A 19,371-nucleotide genomic window follows, 5' to 3' on the forward strand; every position below is an offset into this window, starting at 1 on the left:
TTTATGCGTAAATAATCAGCAGATCCTTGGCATCAATCTGATCACCGGCGCGTACCAGCACTTCTGCCAGCACACCGTCCCGCTCGGCATGAAGGGCGGTTTCCATCTTCATCGCCTCAATCGACAGCAAGACATCTCCGGCTTTCACACTCTGCCCGCTGGCCACTGCAACGGTTGAAACAATGCCGGGCATCGGCGCGCCAATATGGGTCTCATTGTTCAGCTCGGCTTTACGGCGGGCGCCTTTGGCGGCACCGCGTGTGCGATCCGGCACTTTGATACGGCGCGGCTGACCATTCAGTTCAAAGAACACCGTGACCATGCCCTGATCGTCAACATCGCCCACCGCCTGATTGCGGATAACCAGTGTCTTGCCGCGCTCAATCTCAACAAAGACTTCCTGCTCCTGTGCCAGCCCGTAGAAATAGACCGGCGTCGGCAGCACACTTGTCGGCCCGTAAAGGGTCTGTGCGCCAGCAAAATCGGTGAAGACTTTCGGATACATCAGATAGGACGCAAATTCCTGATCGCTGATTTTGCGCTCCAGCTTGGTTTCAATCTCTTTGCGCTCTGCTTCCAGATCAGCCGGTTGCAGCAACGCCCCCGGTCGTTCTGTAAACGGCTTCTCACCCTTCAGCACTTTGGCCTGCAAATCCTTCGGCCAGCCTGCGGGCGGCTGTCCGAGATCACCGCGCATCATCGACACCACGGAATCCGGGAAGGCAATATCCTTGGCAGGATTGGTCACATCAGTCGTTGTCAGATCCTGACTGACCATCATCAGCGCCATATCGCCGACCACTTTGGAAGACGGCGTGACTTTAACAATATCGCCGAACATCAGGTTCACATCAGCATAAGCCTGCGCCACCTCATGCCAGCGGCTCTCCAGCCCCAATGAGCGTGCCTGTTCCTTCAGATTGGTGAATTGTCCGCCCGGCATTTCATGCAGGTAAACTTCCGAGGCAGGGCCTTTCAGGTCACTCTCAAAAGCTGCATATTGATTGCGTGCCGCCTCCCAATAGAAGGAAATCCGGCGGATCGAAGCCGGATCAAGCTGCGGATCGCGCTCACTGCCTGCGAGTGCTTCAACAATCGAGCCGAGGCATGGCTGTGAGGTATTGCCAGACAAGGCATCCATCGCCGCATCAACAACATCCACACCGCTCTCCACAGCCGCCAGTACCGTTGCTGCCGCAATGCCGGATGTATCATGGGTATGGAAATGGATCGGCAGATCGGTTTCCTGCCGCAAGGCCGTGAAGAGTTTGCGTGCCGATTGCGGCTTCAGCAGCCCTGCCATGTCTTTAATGGCGATGATATGCGCTCCGGCCTTTTCAACCTCACGCGCCAGCTTCAGATAATAATTGAGATCATATTGCGGGCGCGCTGCATTCATCAAATCGCTGGTATAACAGATCGCTGCCTCGCAGAGCTTGCCCTCTTCCAGCACGGCATCCATCGACACGCGCATATTCTCAACCCAGTTAAGGCTGTCAAACACGCGGAACAGATCAATGCCGCCACGCGCTGCTTCACGCACAAATTGCGTCACCACATTATCGGGATAGCTCTTATAACCTACGCCATTGGCACCACGCAGCAGCATTTGCAGCAGCAGGTTCGGTGCGCCATCACGCACCTTGCTCAGCCGTTCCCACGGATCTTCTGTCAAAAAGCGCATGGAAACATCGAAAGTCGCACCGCCCCAGCATTCCAGAGAAAACAGGTTCGGCAGCAGGCGCGCATAGGTCTCGGCAATCTGCGCAATATCATAGGTACGCATACGTGTGGCCAGCAGCGACTGATGCCCGTCACGCATGGTCGTATCGGTCACCAGCACCCGCTTTTGCTCACGCATCCATTGCGCAAATTTCTGCGGGCCCAACTCTGCCAGTTTTTGACGGGTGCCGTGCTGAATATCCCCATCAGGCACATAAGGCACTTTCGGTGCGGCCGCATTCATGTCCGGCAAGGCACGGCCTTTGGTTTCCGGATGACCATTGACCGTAACATCAGCAATATAGGTCAGAAGCTTAGTCGCGCGATCCTGTCGTTTCACATGCTCGAACAATTCCGGCGTCGTATCAATAAATCGCGTAGTATATTCGTTACTGCGGAATTTCGGATGCGTAATAATCGCTTCGAGAAAGGTTAGATTGGTCGACACACCGCGGATACGAAACTCCCGCAGCGCACGATGCATACGCAGGATCACCTCTTCCGGTGTCGATGCCCATGCCGTTACCTTCTCCAGCAACGGGTCATAATAGCGGGTGATGAAAGCACCGGAATAGGCGGTGCCGCCATCCAGACGAATGCCGAAACCGGTCGCTCCGCGATAAGCCGTAATCCGCCCATAATCCGGGATGAAATTCTGCTCCGGATCTTCTGTCGTGATACGGCATTGCAATGCATGGCCGCGCAGAACAATCTTGCTCTGCTCCGGCACACCGGATTCCGGCGAGCCGATAGCTGCGCCTTCCAGAATACGGATTTGCGCTTTGACAATATCAATGCCGGTGACTTCTTCCGTCACCGTATGCTCCACCTGAATGCGCGGATTGACCTCGATGAAATAAAATTTCCCTGATGTCACATCCATCAGGAACTCGACCGTCCCCGCCCCGATATAATGGGTGGCGCGGGCGATCTTCAGCGCATAATCGGCCAGTTCCTGACGTTGCCCATCATTGAGGTAAGGCGCCGGTGCACGCTCCACCACTTTCTGGTTACGCCGCTGCACGGAACAATCACGTTCAAACAGATGCACGGCATTGCCATGGGTATCGCCGAGAATCTGCACTTCCACATGGCGTGCATGTTCAATGAGTTTTTCGAGATAGACCTCATCCTTGCCGAAAGCGGCTTTGGCCTCGCGCTTGGCTTCTGTCACCTCACGCGCCAGATCCTTGGCCTCGCGAATAGCGCGCATACCGCGCCCGCCACCGCCCCATGAGGCTTTGAGCATCAGCGGATAGCCGATGCTGTCAGCAATTTTGCGCACCTCATCCATATCCTCCGGCAGAGGGTCACTAGCAGGCACCACCGGCACGCCGACCTCAACCGCCAGATTGCGCGCCGCAACTTTATTGCCAAGGCGGCGCATCGTATCGCCTTTCGGGCCAATGAAAATAATGCCGTTCTCAGCGCAGGCATCAGCAAATTCAGGGCTCTCTGACAGCAGACCATAGCCCGGATGAATGGCATCAGCACCCGAGAGTTTGGCAACGCGGATCACTTCCTCAATTGAGAGATAGCTTTCAATCGGCCCCAAATCACGCTGCAGATGCGGGCCGCGTCCGACCTGATAGCTCTCATCCGCTTTGAAGCGATGCAATGCAAGTTTATCTTCCTCTGCCCAGATCGCCACGGTTTTCATGCCCAGCTCATTTGCAGCGCGGAATACGCGGATAGCAATTTCAGAGCGGTTTGCGACAAGAATTTTATGGATAGGCAAAGCAGGTCTCCCTCACTGCAAAACTAGAGCGCCGTGTGCCAGACTTGGCACACAAAGGTCGCTCTAACACTTTAAAATTAGAGCATAATTTCACCTTAAACTGATCCAAGTTTAAGGAATTATGCTCTATTCTGACACATGCCGGTCGTTCCCGTGACCGGCAAAATTCCGCCTGCATACTGATCGTTTTTTTTGTGAAAGAACAGCGAAAATACGTCTTAAAACAACAATGCCCGACACAAGTGCCGGGCATTGCTGAGCCAATTATTCCAAAGTATTAGACCTCTTTTCAAGAAAGAGAATACTATTCTAATTCTGAAATAATTCCCTGATTTCAGGAATTATTTTTTCTGGAAATAATTATATTTTCCGTCGTCGCCTTTGCGCCATTCAAACATGACATAAGGCGAAAGATTCGGATCGCCCTTTTCATCATAGGAAATTTCGCCGAGAACCGTCTTGAACGGACCTTTTTCCTTCATGGCTGTCGCAACAGTCATAGGATCATTGGTACCGGCAGCCTTTGCCGCCGCAGCCAGAGACTGCACTGCCGCATAGGAATAGAAAGTATAGGCTTCCGGCTCAAATCCGGCATCGCGGAATTTCTTGATCAGTTCGGCATTGGCCGGATCTTCACGCGGATCAGGGCCGAAAGTGTTCAGCACACCGGCAACCGCATCACCGGCAATCGAAGCCAGTTCGTTGGACACAATACCGTCACCGGAAATGAACTGCGCCTTCAGATCCTGATCGCCCATCTGACGGATAATCAGACCGGCTTCCGGATGCAAACCACCCCAGTAAATAACAGTAACGCCGTCACGCTTCAGCTTGGCGATCAGCGCAGAATAATCTTTTTCACCGACATTCACGCCTTCATAAACTGTCTCTTTCAGACCCAGTTCATTCATCGCGTTCTTGGTGGCGTCCGCAAGTCCCTGACCATAAGGGGTTTTATCATGAACAATTGCGATTTTACCGTCTTTGAAATTATCGACGATATATTTGGCGGCAGCGATACCCTGATTGTCATCGCGGCGGCAGGTACGGAATGTATTCCAGAGACCACGATCGGTATAAACCGGATTGGTTGTGCCCGGTGCAATCGCAAGAATACCGTTTTCGGCATAAACTTCCGAAGCCGGAATGCTTACGCCCGAATTAAAGTGACCGATGACAAATTGCACACCATCGGCAGCAAATTTATTGGCAACGGACATGCCCTGCTTGGGATCAGAAACATCATCGCCATAAACAAGAACGATCTTTTCGCCGTTCAGACCGCCTTCTGCATTCACAACTTCAACAGCTGCTTCCACACCGTTTTTAATCTGTGCGCCATATGCGGCACCACCGCCCGTCAGAGGTGCACCAACACCGACCAGAATATCGGCCCATGATGAACCGCTAAAGGCCAGCATTGCAGACAGTGCAACACCGCAGAACAGAGACTTCTTCATATTTCCTACTCCCGTGAATATGCTCAAAAACTGACAAAAAGCAGGTTTTGAGGTCGCCGGAACACCGGCATTTTTCTGTCGGAATGAGACATCCGGCAGAATTTTTTTCGACAGCTCCTCTATGAAAACCGGTTTCACACGGAACTGTTCTGAAACAAAAAACTGTCTCCGCTGTCTGCAATACAGCTTTCAATCAAACGGGGCCGGACTGAGCCGGCCCCGCTGATTTTCAAAGACAGGTTTACTGCTGAATGTAAGTGAACTTACCGTCAGCGCCTTTTTCCCACTTATACATGACATAGCCCGGCAGCTTCGGATCGCCTTTCTCATCGAAAGAGATATCTCCGAGCACAGTCTTGAATGTACCGGACTTCAGTGCTTTCGCAACTGTTTCCGGATCATTGCTGCCTGCAGCTTTCGCTGCACCGGCCAGCGACTGCATCGCGGCATAGGAGTAAAGTGTATAAGCTTCAGGCTCGAAACCGGCATCGCGGAACTTCTTCACCAGATCAGCATTGGCCGGATTGTTGCGCGGATCAGGACCGAAAGTATTCAGAGTTCCTTCAACCGCATTACCGGCAATGGAAGCCAGCTCATTGGAGACGATACCGTCACCGGAAATGAACTGCGCTTTCAGACCCTGATCGCCGAGCTGACGAATAATCAGACCAGCTTCCGCGTGCATACCGCCCCAATAAATAACGGTAATGCCTTCCTGCTTCATTTTTGCGATCAGTGCCGAGAAGTCCTTCTCGCCAATATTCACACCTTCATACAGGGTTTCTTTCATACCTGCTGCATTGAGTGCTTTCTTGGTTTCATCAGCCAGACCCTGTCCGTAAGGTGTCTTGTCGTGAACAACAGCCACTTTGGCGTCTTTGAACTTTTCAGCAATATACTGACCTGCAACAATACCCTGCTGGTCATCGCGGCCGCAGGTACGGAATGTGTTCCACATACCGCGATCAGTATAAACAGGGTTGGTCGCACCTGGTGAAATCTCCAGAATGCCGTTTTCCTGATACACTTCCGAAGCCGGAATTGTTACGCCGGAGTTAAAGTGTCCGATAACGAATTTAACACCGTCAGCGGCAAACTTGTTGGCAACCGAAATGCCCTGTTTCGGATCGGAAACGTCATCACCAAGGGTGAAAACGATTTTCTCTCCGTTCAGGCCACCTTCAGCATTGATGACTTCTGCTGCAGCCTCGGCTCCTTTTTGAATCTGGAGACCATAAACCGCGTTCGGTCCGGTCAGCGGTGCGCCGATACCCACCAGAACATCCGCAAAAGCCGAGCCGCTGAAAGCCACGAGAGCCGACACTGCTACGCTGTAGAATAAAGATTTTTTCATATTAACTGCTCCCATTACAATGATTATGCCGGAAACCGTCTGCCGCAGATCAGTTTCCTTGTTTTATTAAATACGGAGATCAAAGTTTTGCGGTGCAATACCGATGATCGGCCGGTTATTTTTATTACAATCATTAAGCAGAAACCGGTTTCCCGGGCAGTTCATACCGGAGTGTTACACCGGCGTATCACAATACTCACTTCGTTCCCGCAAAGCGGAATATTGCAATTTCAAACACCCCCAAAGTCAATAATCAGCTCAGGGATGTTGTTTCTTGGTTCCCTTAAATCGCCTGTTATTTCGACTTATAGGAAAATGGTGAAGTCTGTTCATAGAGCCAGTTATATTGACGCACCATCTGCTTCACCTTTGTGAAACGATAGCCAAGCGTGCCAATCACCAGCAACACAACAAAATCGACCAGATAGTAATGCAGCGACAGCAATGTTCCTTCAAACATTGCAAAATGAATAAAACGAACCATCGCTGTCAAAGGCAGGAGATAGAGCACAAACATTGCATATGGGCGCCATGTTTGTGCGCAGGCCCGCCCTGTCATCCATGCGGCCCAACCGCCGAGAATGCAGGTAATCAACAAAAACAGCCAGAATGACGGCTCTTCATAGAGAATGCCTTGCATCAATAATTCTCCCCAATTCACCGGATTTCTGAACGAAATTTCCGGCTGGTGCAGTTTCCGGAAGTGAGGCTGATTTTTGAGCGCCCCGGCTTGTCAGAAACTGCGTTAATTCGTCTAAAGCTGAACATTATGAAGAGTGCCGGACAATTTGTTTGTCCGGCTTTCCCATCAATGACGTCCGCCTTCCAGATAGGCTGCGCGGACTTCCGGATTTGCCAGAAGCTCCTGCCCGCTGCCGCTCATAGTAATCACACCATTGACCATCACATAACCGCGATGGGCAAGTTTCAGCGCACCGAAAGCATTCTGCTCCACCAGAAACACAGTCAGTCCGGTAGTGCGGTTCAGCTCTTTAATCGCCTCAAAAATCTGTTTGACGATCAGTGGCGCCAGACCAAGTGACGGCTCATCCAGCATCAGCAATTTTGGCCGCGCCATCAATGCACGGGCAATCGCCAGCATCTGCTGCTCACCGCCCGACAGAGTACCACCGCGCTGATTGATACGCTCTTTAAGACGCGGAAACAGATCAAACATCAGTTTCACATCTTCATCAAAGTATTTTTGATTATCGAGACTGGCACCCATTTGCAGATTTTCCATCACGCTCATGCGCGGGAAAATACGACGTCCTTCCGGAGACTGCGCAATACGCAGTTTTGCAATCTCGTGAGGCGGCATAGAGGTAATATCTTTGCCCTCAAAAAGAATGCGTCCGGTGCGGGCACGCGGTGTACCGAAAATCGTCATCATCAGAGTTGATTTTCCGGCACCGTTTGCACCGATCAGCGTGACGATTTCGCCGGATTTAACCGTGACATCAACACCTTTCAGCGCGCAAATATTGCCGTAATAGGTTTCAACCTTATCGATAACCAGAAGCGGGTTCTGAGCCTGCATCATTTACCCCCCTCAGTTTTCTTCGTCGAATCTGTCTCTTCGGATGTCTCATGGCTGGACGGTACTTTGCCGGCTTCCACGCGGGATGAGAATTCCGTTTTTCCGCCGCTGGCCAGCTGACGTGCCTGCCCTACCCAGTCTTCACGGGCAATACGGCCGTCAAAGCTCAGATACATCTCAGCCTGTTTGATTTCAGCTTCTGTCCACGCGGCAATCTGATCGAAATGATAGATACCATGGGCATTGAGCTTGGTCTCGTTAACACTGCCGATCCCTTTAATCAGGGTCAGATTATCAGCAATACCGCCACGCGGGGCATCCAGACCACCGGCCAGATGCTCCGGTGCAGCAACCTCATCCGCAGGATCAACATCTGCAAGCTGCGTGACCAGCTGATCGACTTCCCCGACGTCACCGCCGGAGCCTTCAATCAGATCGGTTACCTCATCATCATCAACACCAAGATAGGCGGCGATAACTTTAGGGTCATTCTGCACAAAGCTCGGAGCGCCGTCAGAGATTTTCGTGCCATATTCAAGCACGATCACATGATCGGAAATTTCCATAACCACCGACATATCATGTTCGATCAGCAGAATGGACGTGCCTGTCTCTGCACGAATATCCAGCAAAAGCTTGTTAAGCTCCGCAGATTCACGCGGATTCAGACCGGCAGCCGGCTCATCAAGACACAGCATTTCCGGATCGGTGCACATAGCACGGGCAATTTCCAGACGGCGCTGATCGCCATAAGGAAGATCACCTGCCGGATCATCAGCACGATGGATCAGATTGATCTTCTCAAGCCAGATACGCGCTTTTTCAATCGCGTCTTTCGCTGCCTTTTTATAGCCGGGAAATCCGAGCAGCCCCAGAAAGGTAAAGCCGGATGACACCATCAGCGGATTATGCTGTGCAACCAGAAGATTTTCCAGAACCGTCAGACCTGTGAAAAGGCGGATATTCTGGAAGGTACGGGCAACCTTGGCTTTTTTGGTAATCACAAAATCCGGCATCCGTTCCAGCAGGAACTTATCGCCGTTTTTATGCTGCATTGTCACCATGCCGCCGGTCGGCTTGTAGAAACCGGTCAGGCAGTTAAACACGGTGGTTTTACCCGCGCCGTTCGGCCCGATCACCGCAGTGATCTCGCCGCGTTTGGCTTCAAAGCTCAGATCATTAATTGCCACCAGACCGCCGAAACGCATGGAAAGATGCTCGACTTTCAGAATGGTATCGGCGTTTTGTCTTTTTTCAGCAAGTTCAGAATTTGCCATAGTATTTATCCCCGCCATCAACCGTGACCTTCCTTGGTAAAGGAACCGGACACCAGCTTACGCTCATTCAGGAAGGCGCTTGGTTCACGATGACCGACAAAACCCCGCGGTTTCCAGACCATCACCACAACCATAGCCAGACCGAAAATCAGCATACGATAGAGTTCCGGCGTAAAGCTTTGGCCGAACACGGCTTTCAGGAATGAAAGTTCGCGCAGGATTTCTGTACCGCCGATCATCACGATTGCAGCAATCGCAATACCGATCAGCGATCCCATACCGCCAAGAACCACGATAGCAAGAATAACCGCAGATTCGAGGAAGATGAAGGATTCCGGGCTGACAAAGCCCTGACGCGCGCCGAAAAAGGCACCGGCAAAGCCGCCAAACATCGCGCCGGTTGCAAAGGCGGTCAGCTTGGTTGTTGTCGTATTGATACCCAGCGCACGGCAGGCAATTTCATCCTCACGCAGTGCTTCCCATGCACGGCCGATCGGCATACGACGCAGACGGATTGTGACCCATGCGGTCAAAAGCGCCAGCAGCAGAATGACGTAATAGAGGAAAATTTTATAATGGGCTGCGGAAAATTGCAGGCCGAAAGTGGCAGCAAAACCATCAGGACCGGCTTTGAACGGAATACCGAAGAAGGTGGCCTTGGCAATGCCCGACACACCATAAGTACCCTTGGTGACCGCCGTCCAGTTTATCAGCACAAGTCTGATGATTTCACCGAACGCCAGTGTAACGATCGCAAGATAGTCCCCCCGCAGACGCAGCACAGGGAAGCCGAGAATAATGCCCCAGAAAGCTGCGAGAATACCGGCAACCGGCAGCAGCGTCCAGAAAGACAGTCCGAAATAGGAAGACAGCAATGCGTAGGAATAAGCACCGACCGCATAGAAGGCCACATAACCCAAATCCAGCAGACCGGCGAGACCGACAACAATATTCAGCCCCCATGCCAGCATGATATAGATGAGGATCTGCACACCGAAATTATCAACCCATTTCAGGGAGCCCTGAAAACCGAGTGTCAGAACAATCAGCACCGGATAGATAAACAGGAACAGGATTGCCAGTTTCGAAAAATTCTTACGGAAAAACGAAACATCACCGCTGGCAACAACCTGTTTTTCGGATTTCCCGCGCTTTGCCATATAAGGCACAAGAAATGCGCGGTGCAGAAAACGGCCGATACCTGCCAGAGCTACAAGGGTAAACAACAGCCCCCAGCGCTGAACCAGCACCAGCTCATTATTGATATTCTGCTCGGTTTTGAAACCGACGATCAGTACGAACAGGCCGAATGCCAGAATGGCTGCAATGATACCTTCGCGGATACCGGCTGCAAAATCTGACGGTTCAGCCTTCGGTGCACCCGCCGGAGAAGTTTGAAAAGTATTGGTCATGTTACACCTTTTCAACTTCTGGACGGCCGAGAATGCCGGAAGGCATAAAGATCAGCACAATCGCAAGGATCGAGAACGCAGCAACATCTTTATAATCAATCGAGAAATAGGCAGACCAGAGCGCCTCGATCAGACCGATCAGCAAGCCACCGATCACAGCGCCCGGAAGCGAGCCGATGCCACCGAGAACCGCTGCGGTGAACGCTTTCACACCCGGAATAAAGCCGTCTGTAAACGAGATAACCCCGTAGAATGTGAGATAAAGCGTACCGGCCACGGCGGCCAGTGCGGCGCCCATAACGAAGGTCAGAGAAATCGTGCGGTCAACATTGATACCGAGCAGCGATGCCATTTTACGATCCTGTTCGCAGGCACGCTGGGCGCGCCCCAAGGATGTACGGTTAACAATATACCAGAAGATTGTGAGCAGAACGATGGTAACTGCAATGATAACGATCTGTTTCAGCGAGATGATAACACTGGTACCGAATAATGAATAAGAGTCATTAATCAGCGAAGGGATCGGCTTGTTACGCGGACCCTGTGTTACCTGCACGAAGTTGGACAGCGCAATGGACATACCAATTGCTGTAATCAGCGGTGCAAGCCGGAAAGACCCGCGCAATGGCCGGTAGGCGACCCGCTCAATGGTCCAGCTCCACATACTGGTCAGGATCATAGCGACAATCATCATCAGCAGGATTGCAAGTACGACAGGTACTGCACCAACAAATGTTGTCAGCAATAAAAAAACAATAAGCGCCATAAAGGCGCCGAGCATAAAAACATCACCGTGAGAAAAATTGATCATGCCGATAATACCATAAACCATGGTATAGCCGATGGCGATCAATCCATAGATCGATCCGAGCGTGAGCCCGTTGATCACTTGCTGGATAAAATATTCCATTGCAAAGTCACCCTTTTATGATCTGAATTATTGTCACCTTTAACAGGCTCTTCCCTTATATTTCAGATCGTTTACTCCTACTGCACAATCCGGCAGGCAAAATCCGCCTTGGTACCGCCCAGCATTTATAGATCCGCCGCATGTCCCTAAGGACAGACCGGCATTATTCATTTCAGCATTTCAGGCAAAATTCTCCCCCGATAGTTTCTGCGTAGTCAGACAAGCTTCCCTCTGTCTTTGGCTGAACATGCGCCAAACCGGATAGCTCGCATACACAGAAACTATAGAAATAACGACTAGTAATATAGTATTATATTCCCCCTGCTCTGCTCCTGAAATTTAAGATTACTCATAATTTAATGCCGGTCAATCGCCCTTCTGCATTGTTTCAAAGATTGAACAATGTTCCGTTTGCGACGTCTTTAACGAACTACAAATCCGTGCGCGAACGGATCGCGGTCATCAATAAAAATCGTATTATATCCGGTCATGCGCGCCCAGCCGGCAACTGACGGAATTATCGCTTTCTTATCAGCAACTTGTACCTCTGCCTCCACACGTCCGTGGAACAGTGACCCGATCACAGATTCGTGAACAAAATCGTCGCCTGCCTTCAGCTCTCCGCGTGCCGCCAGCTGCGCCATACGCGCCGAGGTGCCGGTGCCACATGGTGAACGATCAATCGCTTTTTCCCCGTAAAAAACGGCATTTCGTGCATGAGCTTCCGGTTTCGTCGGTTTTCCTGTCCACAAAATATGGCTGAGGCGGTTGATATCAGCCAGTTCCGGATGCTGAAATTTATACAACTCATTGAGTCGCTGACGTAAAACAGGGCTCCAGCCGATCAGATCCAGTACCGAATAATCGGCAAGATCCGTGTAATTTTGTTGCGCCTCAACAATTGCATAGAAATTTCCGCCATAACTGACATCAACTTTCAGCATGCCGAGATCAGGACATTCCACTTCCAGACCTTCTGCGTAGAGAAATGCCGGCACATTTGTCAGCCGCACGCTCTCCACATACTGGCCGTTCTGCTCATATTCGATTGCGACTTTACCAGCCGGTGTATCCAGATTGATCTTGCCCGGTACTTTCGGCGTGATCAGTCCCTGCTCAATCGCCATAGTCACGGTACCGATCGTGCCATGTCCGCACATTGGCAGGCAGCCCGATGTTTCAATAAACAGCACAGCCACATCGCAGTCTTCCCGTGTCGGCGGATACAGGATCGAGCCGGACATCATGTCATGACCGCGCGGCTCAAACATCAACCCTGTACGGATCCAGTCATATTCGGCCAGAAAATGCGCCCGCTTTTCCATCATGGTTGAGCCATGCAGGTTCGGTCCCCCGCCGGCAACAAGCCGGACGGGATTGCCGCAGGTATGACCATCAACACAGAAGAAGGAATGTTTTGCCATGATGTTTCTCAAAAACGTTTCGGACTGAAAGCACTGACAGGCAGTGCGGTTGTTTCGTGATTAAGCAGCTGCGTTACCAGCCGTGCTGTTGCCGCCGATTGTGTCAGCCCCAGATGTCCATGGCCAAAAGCATAGACAATATCTTTGGAAGCCGATGAATAACCGATGACCGGCAGCGTATCCGGCGTTGAAGGACGATAGCCCATCCATTGCCGTCCGCCCTCAATATTCATTTGCGGCAGGAACTGTTTTGCTTTTTTCAGCATAGCTTCTGAACGCGCATAATTCGGCGGCAATGTCAGCCCGCCGAGTTCGACCGCACCGCCCACGCGCACGCCGGTCGTCAGCGGCGTAATCACAAAGGCATGGCCGGGGAATGTCAGCTGACGGCGGATGTCATAGGCTCCGACCGGCAGTGTCGTATTATATCCGCGTTCTGTTTCCAGCGGTACCGCATCGCCCAGCTGAGCACTCAGATGATGTGACCAAGCCCCTGCGGCAACAATGAGTTTTTTGCACTGCAGCTTACTGCCGTCAGCCAGCGTGACTTCAGCTCCGCCCTGCATATGCGCGATTTTGGTAACAATACCCTGCTGATAGCGACTGCCGAGTTTCTCTGCATAAGCCCACAAAGCTTTACCATAAAGTTTCGGATCGGAGACATTCTTCCATTTCGGAACAAAACAGCCAACCACAAAACGCGGTGATAATCCCGGTTGCAAGGCTGCCAGTTCAGCGCCGCGCACCACAGTATAATCAATGCCCGCCTGTTTTTTGGCTTCCCAGCCCGGCATAGCCGCCTGCAGTTCAGCTTCACTTTCATAAAGCTCAAGATTGCCTTCATGATGGATCATGTCCGTCACACCGGCACGTTCAGCCAATGCCAGCATTTCGCGTTCGGCAAGCTGCATCATCTGCCCTTGCACAACAGTACTGTTGCGCAGAGCCGAAGGGCTGCTGGCACGCCAGAAGCGATAAAGCCATGGCAGCAATTTCAACAAGTAAGACGGACGGATAGCGAAGGGCCCCAGCGGATCCATCAGCCAGCCCGGCACTTTTTTCATCACACCTTTGGAAGCGAGCGGCAAGACTTCAGAAAATGCCAGTGCCGCCGCATTACCGGAACTTGTCTCCTCACAAATACCGGTGCGATCCACAACCAGCACAGAATGCCCAGCCTCACTCAGCACAGCTGCTGCAGCGATACCGACAATACCTGCCCCGATTATAATTACTTCAGAATTATTCTGCTTCCCATCCACATTGACGCTATTGACCGACGCCATGTGCCCTCCTGCCTGCTACACTTATTGTTATTTCAGCTGGTGCAGACCTTACGCCGTAAAATACATTCTTGCTATGAAAAAACCCCGATTATTTTTGAATTAACCGGGGTTCAGATCATCAGATTTTTGGCAGTTCAGGCCGTGTCGCCAGAGCCTGTTTTACAATCTTTTCAACCTGTGCGCGGCGCTCTCCGCTCAGCGGCTGGCGCGGCAGACGAACACGATCATTCGACTGAATAGCATGAACTTCAATCAGCTTGAGATTCTGCACCAGATAGGTTGAAACATCGAGATCAAGCAGCGGACGCATCCAGCGATAAAGCGGCAGCGCTTCATCATAACGCTTCTGTTTGATAAGCTGATACAGAACCACCGTTTCACGCGGCAGCGAAGTCACAACACCGGCAACCCAGCCGATTGCACCGGTTGTCAGTGCTTCAAAAGCCAGATTGTCTACACCGGTGAAAAGATCAAAACGATCGCCGAACTGATTGACGATATCGATTGTGCGACGAATATCATCCGAGGATTCCTTGATCGCAACAAACAGATCGTCCTTTGCCAGTTCTTCAAGGCATTCACCGGTCACATCCACACGATAGGCCATGCGGTTGGAATAGATCATCACCGGCAGACCACCGGCAGCAGCCATGGCTTTCAGCGTAGTGACAGTTTCCTGAGGATTGGTGAAATAGATCGGGCTTGGCACAACCATCAGGCCGTCTGCACCGGCTTTCGCAGCAGCTTTGGCAGCAGCAGCACCTTCACGTGTACCGGCCTCGAAAACGGTCATCAGCACCGGACGTTTGCCGGCAACCGCACGGGCGGTTTTGAAAACTTCCAGCTTTTCCTCTCCCGACAGCATCGGGCCTTCACCCAGTGAGCCGCCGACAACAAAACCGTCAACGCCCGCATCAATCTGCAGACCAAAGCAACGCTCCATTTCTTTATGATCCAGAGCATCATTTTCAGTAAATTTTGTTGTGACTGCCGGAAAAATACCTGACCACATAATCACTCTCCCAATTGATATATTTCTGATATATCTAAATTCAGAATGCGCGTCAATTAAATTCTGCACGGGATAATGCAGACTTATAAACAATCGCCCAGCCAGGACGACCGGCACTCATATTGAGAAAACCGGCTTCTTGTAGTATCTCTCAGAAAAATATCATTGAAATTTATACATCCTGCATATTGCGCTTCAGCGATATCGGCTTCGCAAAAACTAAAAGCAGAGCACAGCTTGCCGCAAATTCTGTCGGCAGCAGAACTGCTATCAAGAACAAGGATAAAGCCTTTATGTCAGGGCAGCCAGACTATTCCGACGACCAGCAGACCGTAACCGCACTCAGCCTCTCGGATCAGGCTTACCGGCTGCTCGAACGCCATATTGTTACACTGCAGCTGCAACCGGGAAGTGTTACCAATGAACGTGTCCTGATCGAGCTCACCGGCATGGGCAGAACACCGGTGCGCGAAGCTATTCAGCGGCTGGCATGGGAAGGCCTTATGGAAGTGCGGCCGCGCTCGGGTATTGCGATTACGGCCCTTGACCCTAAGGATTTCACCAAGGTTCTGGATGCCCGCGAAGGTGTCGAACAAATTCTTTGCCGCGATGCAGCGCGTTATTCCGGTGCTTATGAGCATGAGAAACTGCGCGAAGCTGCGATCATGATGAAGCAAGCCGCCACAACGCAGGATATCCCACTGTTTCTGGACGCCGATAAAGCGTTTGATGAAGTTCTTGGCAGCGCCTCACTCAACAGCTACGCCACACGTCTGGCCGCGCCTCTGCAAAGCCACAGCCGCCGCTTCTGGTTCCGCCTGCGCCGTGACAACAGCCTGCAGGATTCTTCAACCGCCCATACGCAGATGATTGACGCAATTGTCTCCCGCGATGAAGCAGCCGCCATTGAAAGCGCAAAACAGCTCATCGCCTATCTGCGTACACTCACCCCATAAGTGCCGTAATTGCTGCCGATAAGCCTGTTTCATCTCCGAAAGGCTTATCGGCTATATGTTTGTTTTTAATTCGCATTTTTCATTCAAATTATTAACAGCACCTTGCCTGCTATTCATGTTCAGCAGTACCGGTTTTACGCAAACAGCTGAGAGTGATTATCAGGGACCGGTTGTGACCAGCTGCAAGACCATTGGCACCCTTGCAGCCGAATGGGACAAAACATCCGAACAATGGCCGGAAATTACTCTGCAGGCAAAAGTCAAAGCTGTACATGAGGCCAATCCGATTGCCGTAACAGAGCTTTGCCCGAACCAGAGACTACAAGTCATCTGTCTTGAATATGACAATAGTGCATTGAAAGCCGGAGATCATGTGGAAGTCAGCGGGATGCTAACCAACAGCTTTAAGGGCGGAGTGGTGATTGACCCCTGCTCCACCCGCTTGCAGCAGGACTAAGTTCCTCCTATTCGGCCATTCAAACAGGTAATTTATTAAATACAGGAACTTATTTCGCACTGCATCGTTATCTCTTTGAATAGTTTTCTGAACCGGAAGATACCCGTCTCCGGTTTATGGCCATCACACAAGGAGATCACTATGGCTTCCAAATTGCGTAATGATGCAGAAAAGACATTTGAAGACCAGATTGCGGAACTGAAAAGCGAACTGGCTTCGGTGACCAAGAAACTCTCCGAGCAAGGTTCTGCATTTTACGATGATGCCCGCGAAAATGCATCCGAAACCTATGAAAATCTCCGTAAACGCGGCCGCGTTGCAGCAAGAGAAGTCAGACATCAGGCACAGGTCGTGACCGAAACAGCCAAAGAAAATCCTTTGGCAACCGCAGCGCTTGTCGCCGGTATCGGTCTGGTGCTGGCTCTGTTAGCCCGCCGTTAAGATCGTAGCTTTCAGCAAGACAGAAGTGATCCCTGTAATACACGGGGATCACTGAACAACACCGCATATCTGAGGTCTTATGAATAAAAACGGATTATATATTCTGCTCGGAGCGCTCATTGTAATTATTATCGGCTTTTCGATTTACACCTATCAGCAGGAATCCAAACCCAAAGGTGTCGAATTGAAAATCGGTGAGCAAGGCGTATCGATTGAACAGAACTGATTTTGTAAATCTATTTAGATACAAAAAAAACCGCGATAAATTTATCGCGGTTTTTTATAATCAAAAGGCTGCAAACGCCCTGCATTATGCAGGCAGAATAGCGCCTTCAAGAGTTGTCAGTTGATGCAGGAACAATTCTGCAGCAGTGCGATGCTCCGGTGAAGCAGCATCATCAATCAGTTGACGTGCATGTTCGATGCGGGCAGCAATATCTTCACGCTTAACTTCATCAATATGAAGTGCGGATTCTGCCAGCAATGAGCAGCCTTCCGGTGTAATGTCAGTGAAGCCGCCGAAAACGATATAAGCATCGCTCTTACCGTCAGCAGTTTTGACTGTTACTTTACCGGGAATAATGGTGGTCATCAAAGGAGCATGACCGGCCAGAACTGTCAGATAGCCTTCGCTACCGGGAATGACCACTTCACTCACTTCAGCAGAGAGCAACAGGCGTTCCGGTGATACCAGTTCGAATTTGAAGGTTCCAGCCATGATTCTCACTCAAATTTCCTGAACAAGCTGCTCTGAAACAGTGTTCCGGCGTTGAATTCTATAGGTCAGCGTATCGAAACAACGCTGTCAGTTTTAACTGTTTTACAAGAGGGTCTGAAGAGACACACCTGTTGTAAGAACGGTCAGGCAGACCAAAGCCTGCCTGACCAATCACATTAAGCGGCCTGTGCCAGCTTCTGTGCTTTTTCAATCGCTTCTTCAATCGAACCGACCATGTAGAAAGCTGCTTCAGGCAGGTGATCGTAATCGCCTGCGCAAAGGCCTTTAAAGCCTTTGATTGTATCCTGAAGATCAACCAGCTTACCTGGCGAACCGGTGAAGATTTCAGCCACGAAGAACGGCTGGGACAGGAAGCGCTCGATCTTACGGGCACGGGTCACTGTCAGCTTATCTTCTTCAGACAATTCGTCCATACCAAGGATGGCGATGATGTCCTGAAGCGACTTGTAGCGCTGCAGAATTGACTGAACCTGACGGGCAGTCTCGTAATGCTCTTCACCAACGATCATCGGGTCAAGCATACGGGATGTTGAGTCAAGCGGATCAACCGCAGGATAAATACCCTTTTCAGCGATCGAACGGTTAAGAACCGTTGTCGCATCCAAGTGCGCAAAGGAAGTCGCAGGCGCAGGGTCAGTCAAGTCATCCGCAGGAACGTAAATTGCCTGCACCGAAGTGATCGAGCCTTTGGTTGTGGTGGTGATGCGTTCCTGCATCGCGCCCATATCCGTAGCCAGCGTAGGCTGATAGCCCACAGCGGAAGGAATACGGCCGAGAAGCGCGGACACTTCCGAACCAGCCTGTGTGAAGCGGAAAATGTTATCCACGAAGAACAACACGTCCTGACCATCATCACGGAAGCTTTCAGCGATCGTCAGACCGGAGAGAGCAACACGGGCACGCGCACCTGGCGGCTCGTTCATCTGACCGTAAACGAGAGCTGCTTTCGAGCCTTCGCCGCCACCCAGCTTGTTAACGCCGGATTCGATCATTTCGTGATAGAGATCGTTACCTTCACGGGTACGCTCACCAACACCGGCGAATACCGAGTAACCACCGTGGGCTTTAGCCACGTTGTTGATAAGTTCCATGATGAGAACGGTTTTACCAACGCCCGCACCACCGAACAGACCAATCTTACCACCTTTAGCGTAAGGGGCGAGAAGATCCACAACCTTAATACCGGTTACCAGAATCTCGGATTCAGGTGACTGTTCGATATATTCAGGAGCCGGCTGGTGAATACCGCGGGTCGCAGCAGTCACGATCGGACCAGCTTCATCAACTGGTTCACCGATTACGTTCATGATACGGCCGAGTGTTTCAGGTCCTACCGGAACGCGGATCGCATCGCCGGTATCACGTACTTCCTGACCGCGAACCAGACCTTCGGTCGAGTCCATAGCAATGGTACGTACTGTATTTTCGCCAAGATGCTGAGCAACTTCCAGAACGAGACGGTTACCGAGGTTGTCGGTTTCCAGCGCGTTCAGGATCAGAGGCAGATGATCATCAAACTGGACGTCGACGACAGCGCCGATGACCTGCTTGATACGGCCGACTGCACCAGATGCAGCCTCGCCGGACTTAGCCTTTGCCGTGGTCTTGGTAGTTTTCGGTGTCGCTGCTTTAGCCATCGATCC

General features: G+C 51.3%; 17 protein-coding genes. 4 read left to right on the forward strand and 13 right to left on the reverse strand.

The features are described from left to right. Nucleotide 1: 1 nt before the first annotated feature. The 11 genes from pyc to F7P81_RS16255 form a co-directional block, all read right to left on the reverse strand. Nucleotides 2-3,460 (reverse strand): pyruvate carboxylase, encoded by a 3,459-nt coding sequence (gene pyc, locus F7P81_RS16205; RefSeq protein ID WP_151160280.1) that lies wholly within the window; start codon nt 3,458-3,460, stop codon nt 2-4. 341 nt (nt 3,461-3,801) lie between these two features. After that, nucleotides 3,802-4,920, reverse strand: a complete 1,119-nt coding sequence (locus F7P81_RS16210) for a branched-chain amino acid ABC transporter substrate-binding protein (RefSeq protein WP_028233389.1) — start codon at nt 4,918-4,920, stop codon at nt 3,802-3,804. A 241-nt stretch (nt 4,921-5,161) separates the two neighbouring features. Beyond that, nucleotides 5,162-6,274: a branched-chain amino acid ABC transporter substrate-binding protein gene (locus F7P81_RS16215; RefSeq protein ID WP_028233388.1), complete on the reverse strand. Its 1,113-nt coding sequence runs from the start codon at nt 6,272-6,274 to the stop codon at nt 5,162-5,164. Nucleotides 6,275-6,569: 295 nt separating this feature from the next. Then, nucleotides 6,570-6,914: a DUF6867 family protein gene (locus F7P81_RS16220; protein ID WP_022709909.1), complete on the reverse strand. Its 345-nt coding sequence runs from the start codon at nt 6,912-6,914 to the stop codon at nt 6,570-6,572. 168 nt (nt 6,915-7,082) lie between these two features. Next, complete coding sequence (locus tag F7P81_RS16225; protein WP_370637837.1) at nt 7,083-7,814, reverse strand: ABC transporter ATP-binding protein; 732 nt, start codon at nt 7,812-7,814, stop codon at nt 7,083-7,085. Further along, nucleotides 7,814-9,091, reverse strand: coding sequence for an ATP-binding cassette domain-containing protein (locus tag F7P81_RS16230; RefSeq protein ID WP_075657260.1), 1,278 nt, complete (start codon nt 9,089-9,091; stop codon nt 7,814-7,816). Before F7P81_RS16230 ends, F7P81_RS16225 begins: the two co-directional genes overlap by 1 nt. Before the next feature lie 17 nt (nt 9,092-9,108). Further along, nucleotides 9,109-10,503: a high-affinity branched-chain amino acid ABC transporter permease LivM gene (gene livM / locus F7P81_RS16235; protein ID WP_151160281.1), complete on the reverse strand. Its 1,395-nt coding sequence runs from the start codon at nt 10,501-10,503 to the stop codon at nt 9,109-9,111. 1 nt (nt 10,504) lies between these two features. Then, nucleotides 10,505-11,413 (reverse strand): branched-chain amino acid ABC transporter permease, encoded by a 909-nt coding sequence (locus F7P81_RS16240; protein ID WP_022709905.1) that lies wholly within the window; start codon nt 11,411-11,413, stop codon nt 10,505-10,507. A 422-nt stretch (nt 11,414-11,835) separates the two neighbouring features. Beyond that, nucleotides 11,836-12,837 (reverse strand): 4-hydroxyproline epimerase, encoded by a 1,002-nt coding sequence (locus F7P81_RS16245; protein ID WP_075657259.1) that lies wholly within the window; start codon nt 12,835-12,837, stop codon nt 11,836-11,838. An 8-nt stretch (nt 12,838-12,845) separates the two neighbouring features. Beyond that, the gene (locus F7P81_RS16250; RefSeq protein WP_151160282.1) at nt 12,846-14,123 is read right to left on the reverse strand and encodes an NAD(P)/FAD-dependent oxidoreductase; all 1,278 of its coding nucleotides are present in this window, start codon (nt 14,121-14,123) and stop codon (nt 12,846-12,848) included. Nucleotides 14,124-14,241: 118 nt separating this feature from the next. Then, complete coding sequence (locus F7P81_RS16255) at nt 14,242-15,135, reverse strand: dihydrodipicolinate synthase family protein (protein WP_028233386.1); 894 nt, start codon at nt 15,133-15,135, stop codon at nt 14,242-14,244. 293 nt (nt 15,136-15,428) lie between these two features. On the opposite strand from F7P81_RS16255, the gene F7P81_RS16260 reads away from it, so the two are divergent. The 4 genes from F7P81_RS16260 to F7P81_RS17155 all read left to right on the forward strand — a co-directional run bounded on the left by F7P81_RS16260 (nt 15,429) and on the right by F7P81_RS17155 (nt 17,215). Further along, on the forward strand, nt 15,429-16,091 hold the full coding sequence (locus F7P81_RS16260) for a GntR family transcriptional regulator (RefSeq protein ID WP_151160283.1): 663 nt from the start codon (nt 15,429-15,431) through the stop codon (nt 16,089-16,091). 115 nt (nt 16,092-16,206) lie between these two features. Next, on the forward strand, nt 16,207-16,548 hold the full coding sequence (locus F7P81_RS16265; RefSeq protein ID WP_151160284.1) for a hypothetical protein: 342 nt from the start codon (nt 16,207-16,209) through the stop codon (nt 16,546-16,548). Nucleotides 16,549-16,689: 141 nt separating this feature from the next. Continuing rightward, entirely contained in the window at nt 16,690-16,989 is a 300-nt protein-coding gene (locus F7P81_RS16270) for an ElaB/YgaM/YqjD family protein (RefSeq protein WP_022709899.1), read from the forward strand. A 79-nt stretch (nt 16,990-17,068) separates the two neighbouring features. Then, on the forward strand, nt 17,069-17,215 hold the full coding sequence (locus F7P81_RS17155; protein WP_170265303.1) for a hypothetical protein: 147 nt from the start codon (nt 17,069-17,071) through the stop codon (nt 17,213-17,215). A gap of 84 nt (nt 17,216-17,299) precedes the next feature. Here F7P81_RS17155 and F7P81_RS16275 read toward each other — a convergent pair whose 3' ends face one another. Both F7P81_RS16275 and atpD read right to left on the reverse strand, forming a co-directional pair. Continuing rightward, nucleotides 17,300-17,707 carry a F0F1 ATP synthase subunit epsilon gene (locus F7P81_RS16275; RefSeq protein ID WP_022709897.1) on the reverse strand — a complete coding sequence of 136 codons (408 nt, stop codon included), beginning with the start codon at nt 17,705-17,707 and terminating at the stop codon, nt 17,300-17,302. 176 nt (nt 17,708-17,883) lie between these two features. Continuing rightward, nucleotides 17,884-19,365, reverse strand: a complete 1,482-nt coding sequence (atpD, locus tag F7P81_RS16280; RefSeq protein WP_022709896.1) for a F0F1 ATP synthase subunit beta — start codon at nt 19,363-19,365, stop codon at nt 17,884-17,886. Nucleotides 19,366-19,371: the final 6 nt, after the last annotated feature.

This window comes from Pseudochrobactrum saccharolyticum (assembly GCF_008801715.1).
GTDB classification, from domain to species: Bacteria; Pseudomonadota; Alphaproteobacteria; order Rhizobiales; family Rhizobiaceae; genus Pseudochrobactrum; species Pseudochrobactrum saccharolyticum.

Excerpts from the sequence above, each read along its gene's own strand:
- F7P81_RS16260 (WP_151160283.1), top strand. The coding sequence starts at position 15,429 with ATGTCAGGGCAGCCAGACTATTCCGACGACCAGCAGACCGTAACCGCA.
- atpD (WP_022709896.1), bottom strand. The coding sequence starts at position 19,365 with ATGGCTAAAGCAGCGACACCGAAAACTACCAAGACCACGGCAAAGGCT.
- F7P81_RS16215 (WP_028233388.1), bottom strand. The coding sequence starts at position 6,274 with ATGAAAAAATCTTTATTCTACAGCGTAGCAGTGTCGGCTCTCGTGGCT.
- F7P81_RS16275 (WP_022709897.1), bottom strand. The coding sequence starts at position 17,707 with ATGGCTGGAACCTTCAAATTCGAACTGGTATCACCGGAACGCCTGTTG.
- F7P81_RS16225 (WP_370637837.1), bottom strand. The coding sequence starts at position 7,814 with ATGCAGGCTCAGAACCCGCTTCTGGTTATCGATAAGGTTGAAACCTAT.
- F7P81_RS16220 (WP_022709909.1), bottom strand. The coding sequence starts at position 6,914 with ATGCAAGGCATTCTCTATGAAGAGCCGTCATTCTGGCTGTTTTTGTTG.
- F7P81_RS16265 (WP_151160284.1), top strand. The coding sequence starts at position 16,207 with ATGTTCAGCAGTACCGGTTTTACGCAAACAGCTGAGAGTGATTATCAG.
- F7P81_RS16250 (WP_151160282.1), bottom strand. The coding sequence starts at position 14,123 with ATGGCGTCGGTCAATAGCGTCAATGTGGATGGGAAGCAGAATAATTCT.
- F7P81_RS16210 (WP_028233389.1), bottom strand. The coding sequence starts at position 4,920 with ATGAAGAAGTCTCTGTTCTGCGGTGTTGCACTGTCTGCAATGCTGGCC.
- F7P81_RS16240 (WP_022709905.1), bottom strand. The coding sequence starts at position 11,413 with ATGGAATATTTTATCCAGCAAGTGATCAACGGGCTCACGCTCGGATCG.
- livM (WP_151160281.1), bottom strand. The coding sequence starts at position 10,503 with ATGACCAATACTTTTCAAACTTCTCCGGCGGGTGCACCGAAGGCTGAA.
- F7P81_RS16270 (WP_022709899.1), top strand. The coding sequence starts at position 16,690 with ATGGCTTCCAAATTGCGTAATGATGCAGAAAAGACATTTGAAGACCAG.
- F7P81_RS16255 (WP_028233386.1), bottom strand. The coding sequence starts at position 15,135 with ATGTGGTCAGGTATTTTTCCGGCAGTCACAACAAAATTTACTGAAAAT.
- F7P81_RS17155 (WP_170265303.1), top strand. The coding sequence starts at position 17,069 with ATGAATAAAAACGGATTATATATTCTGCTCGGAGCGCTCATTGTAATT.
- F7P81_RS16245 (WP_075657259.1), bottom strand. The coding sequence starts at position 12,837 with ATGGCAAAACATTCCTTCTTCTGTGTTGATGGTCATACCTGCGGCAAT.
- F7P81_RS16230 (WP_075657260.1), bottom strand. The coding sequence starts at position 9,091 with ATGGCAAATTCTGAACTTGCTGAAAAAAGACAAAACGCCGATACCATT.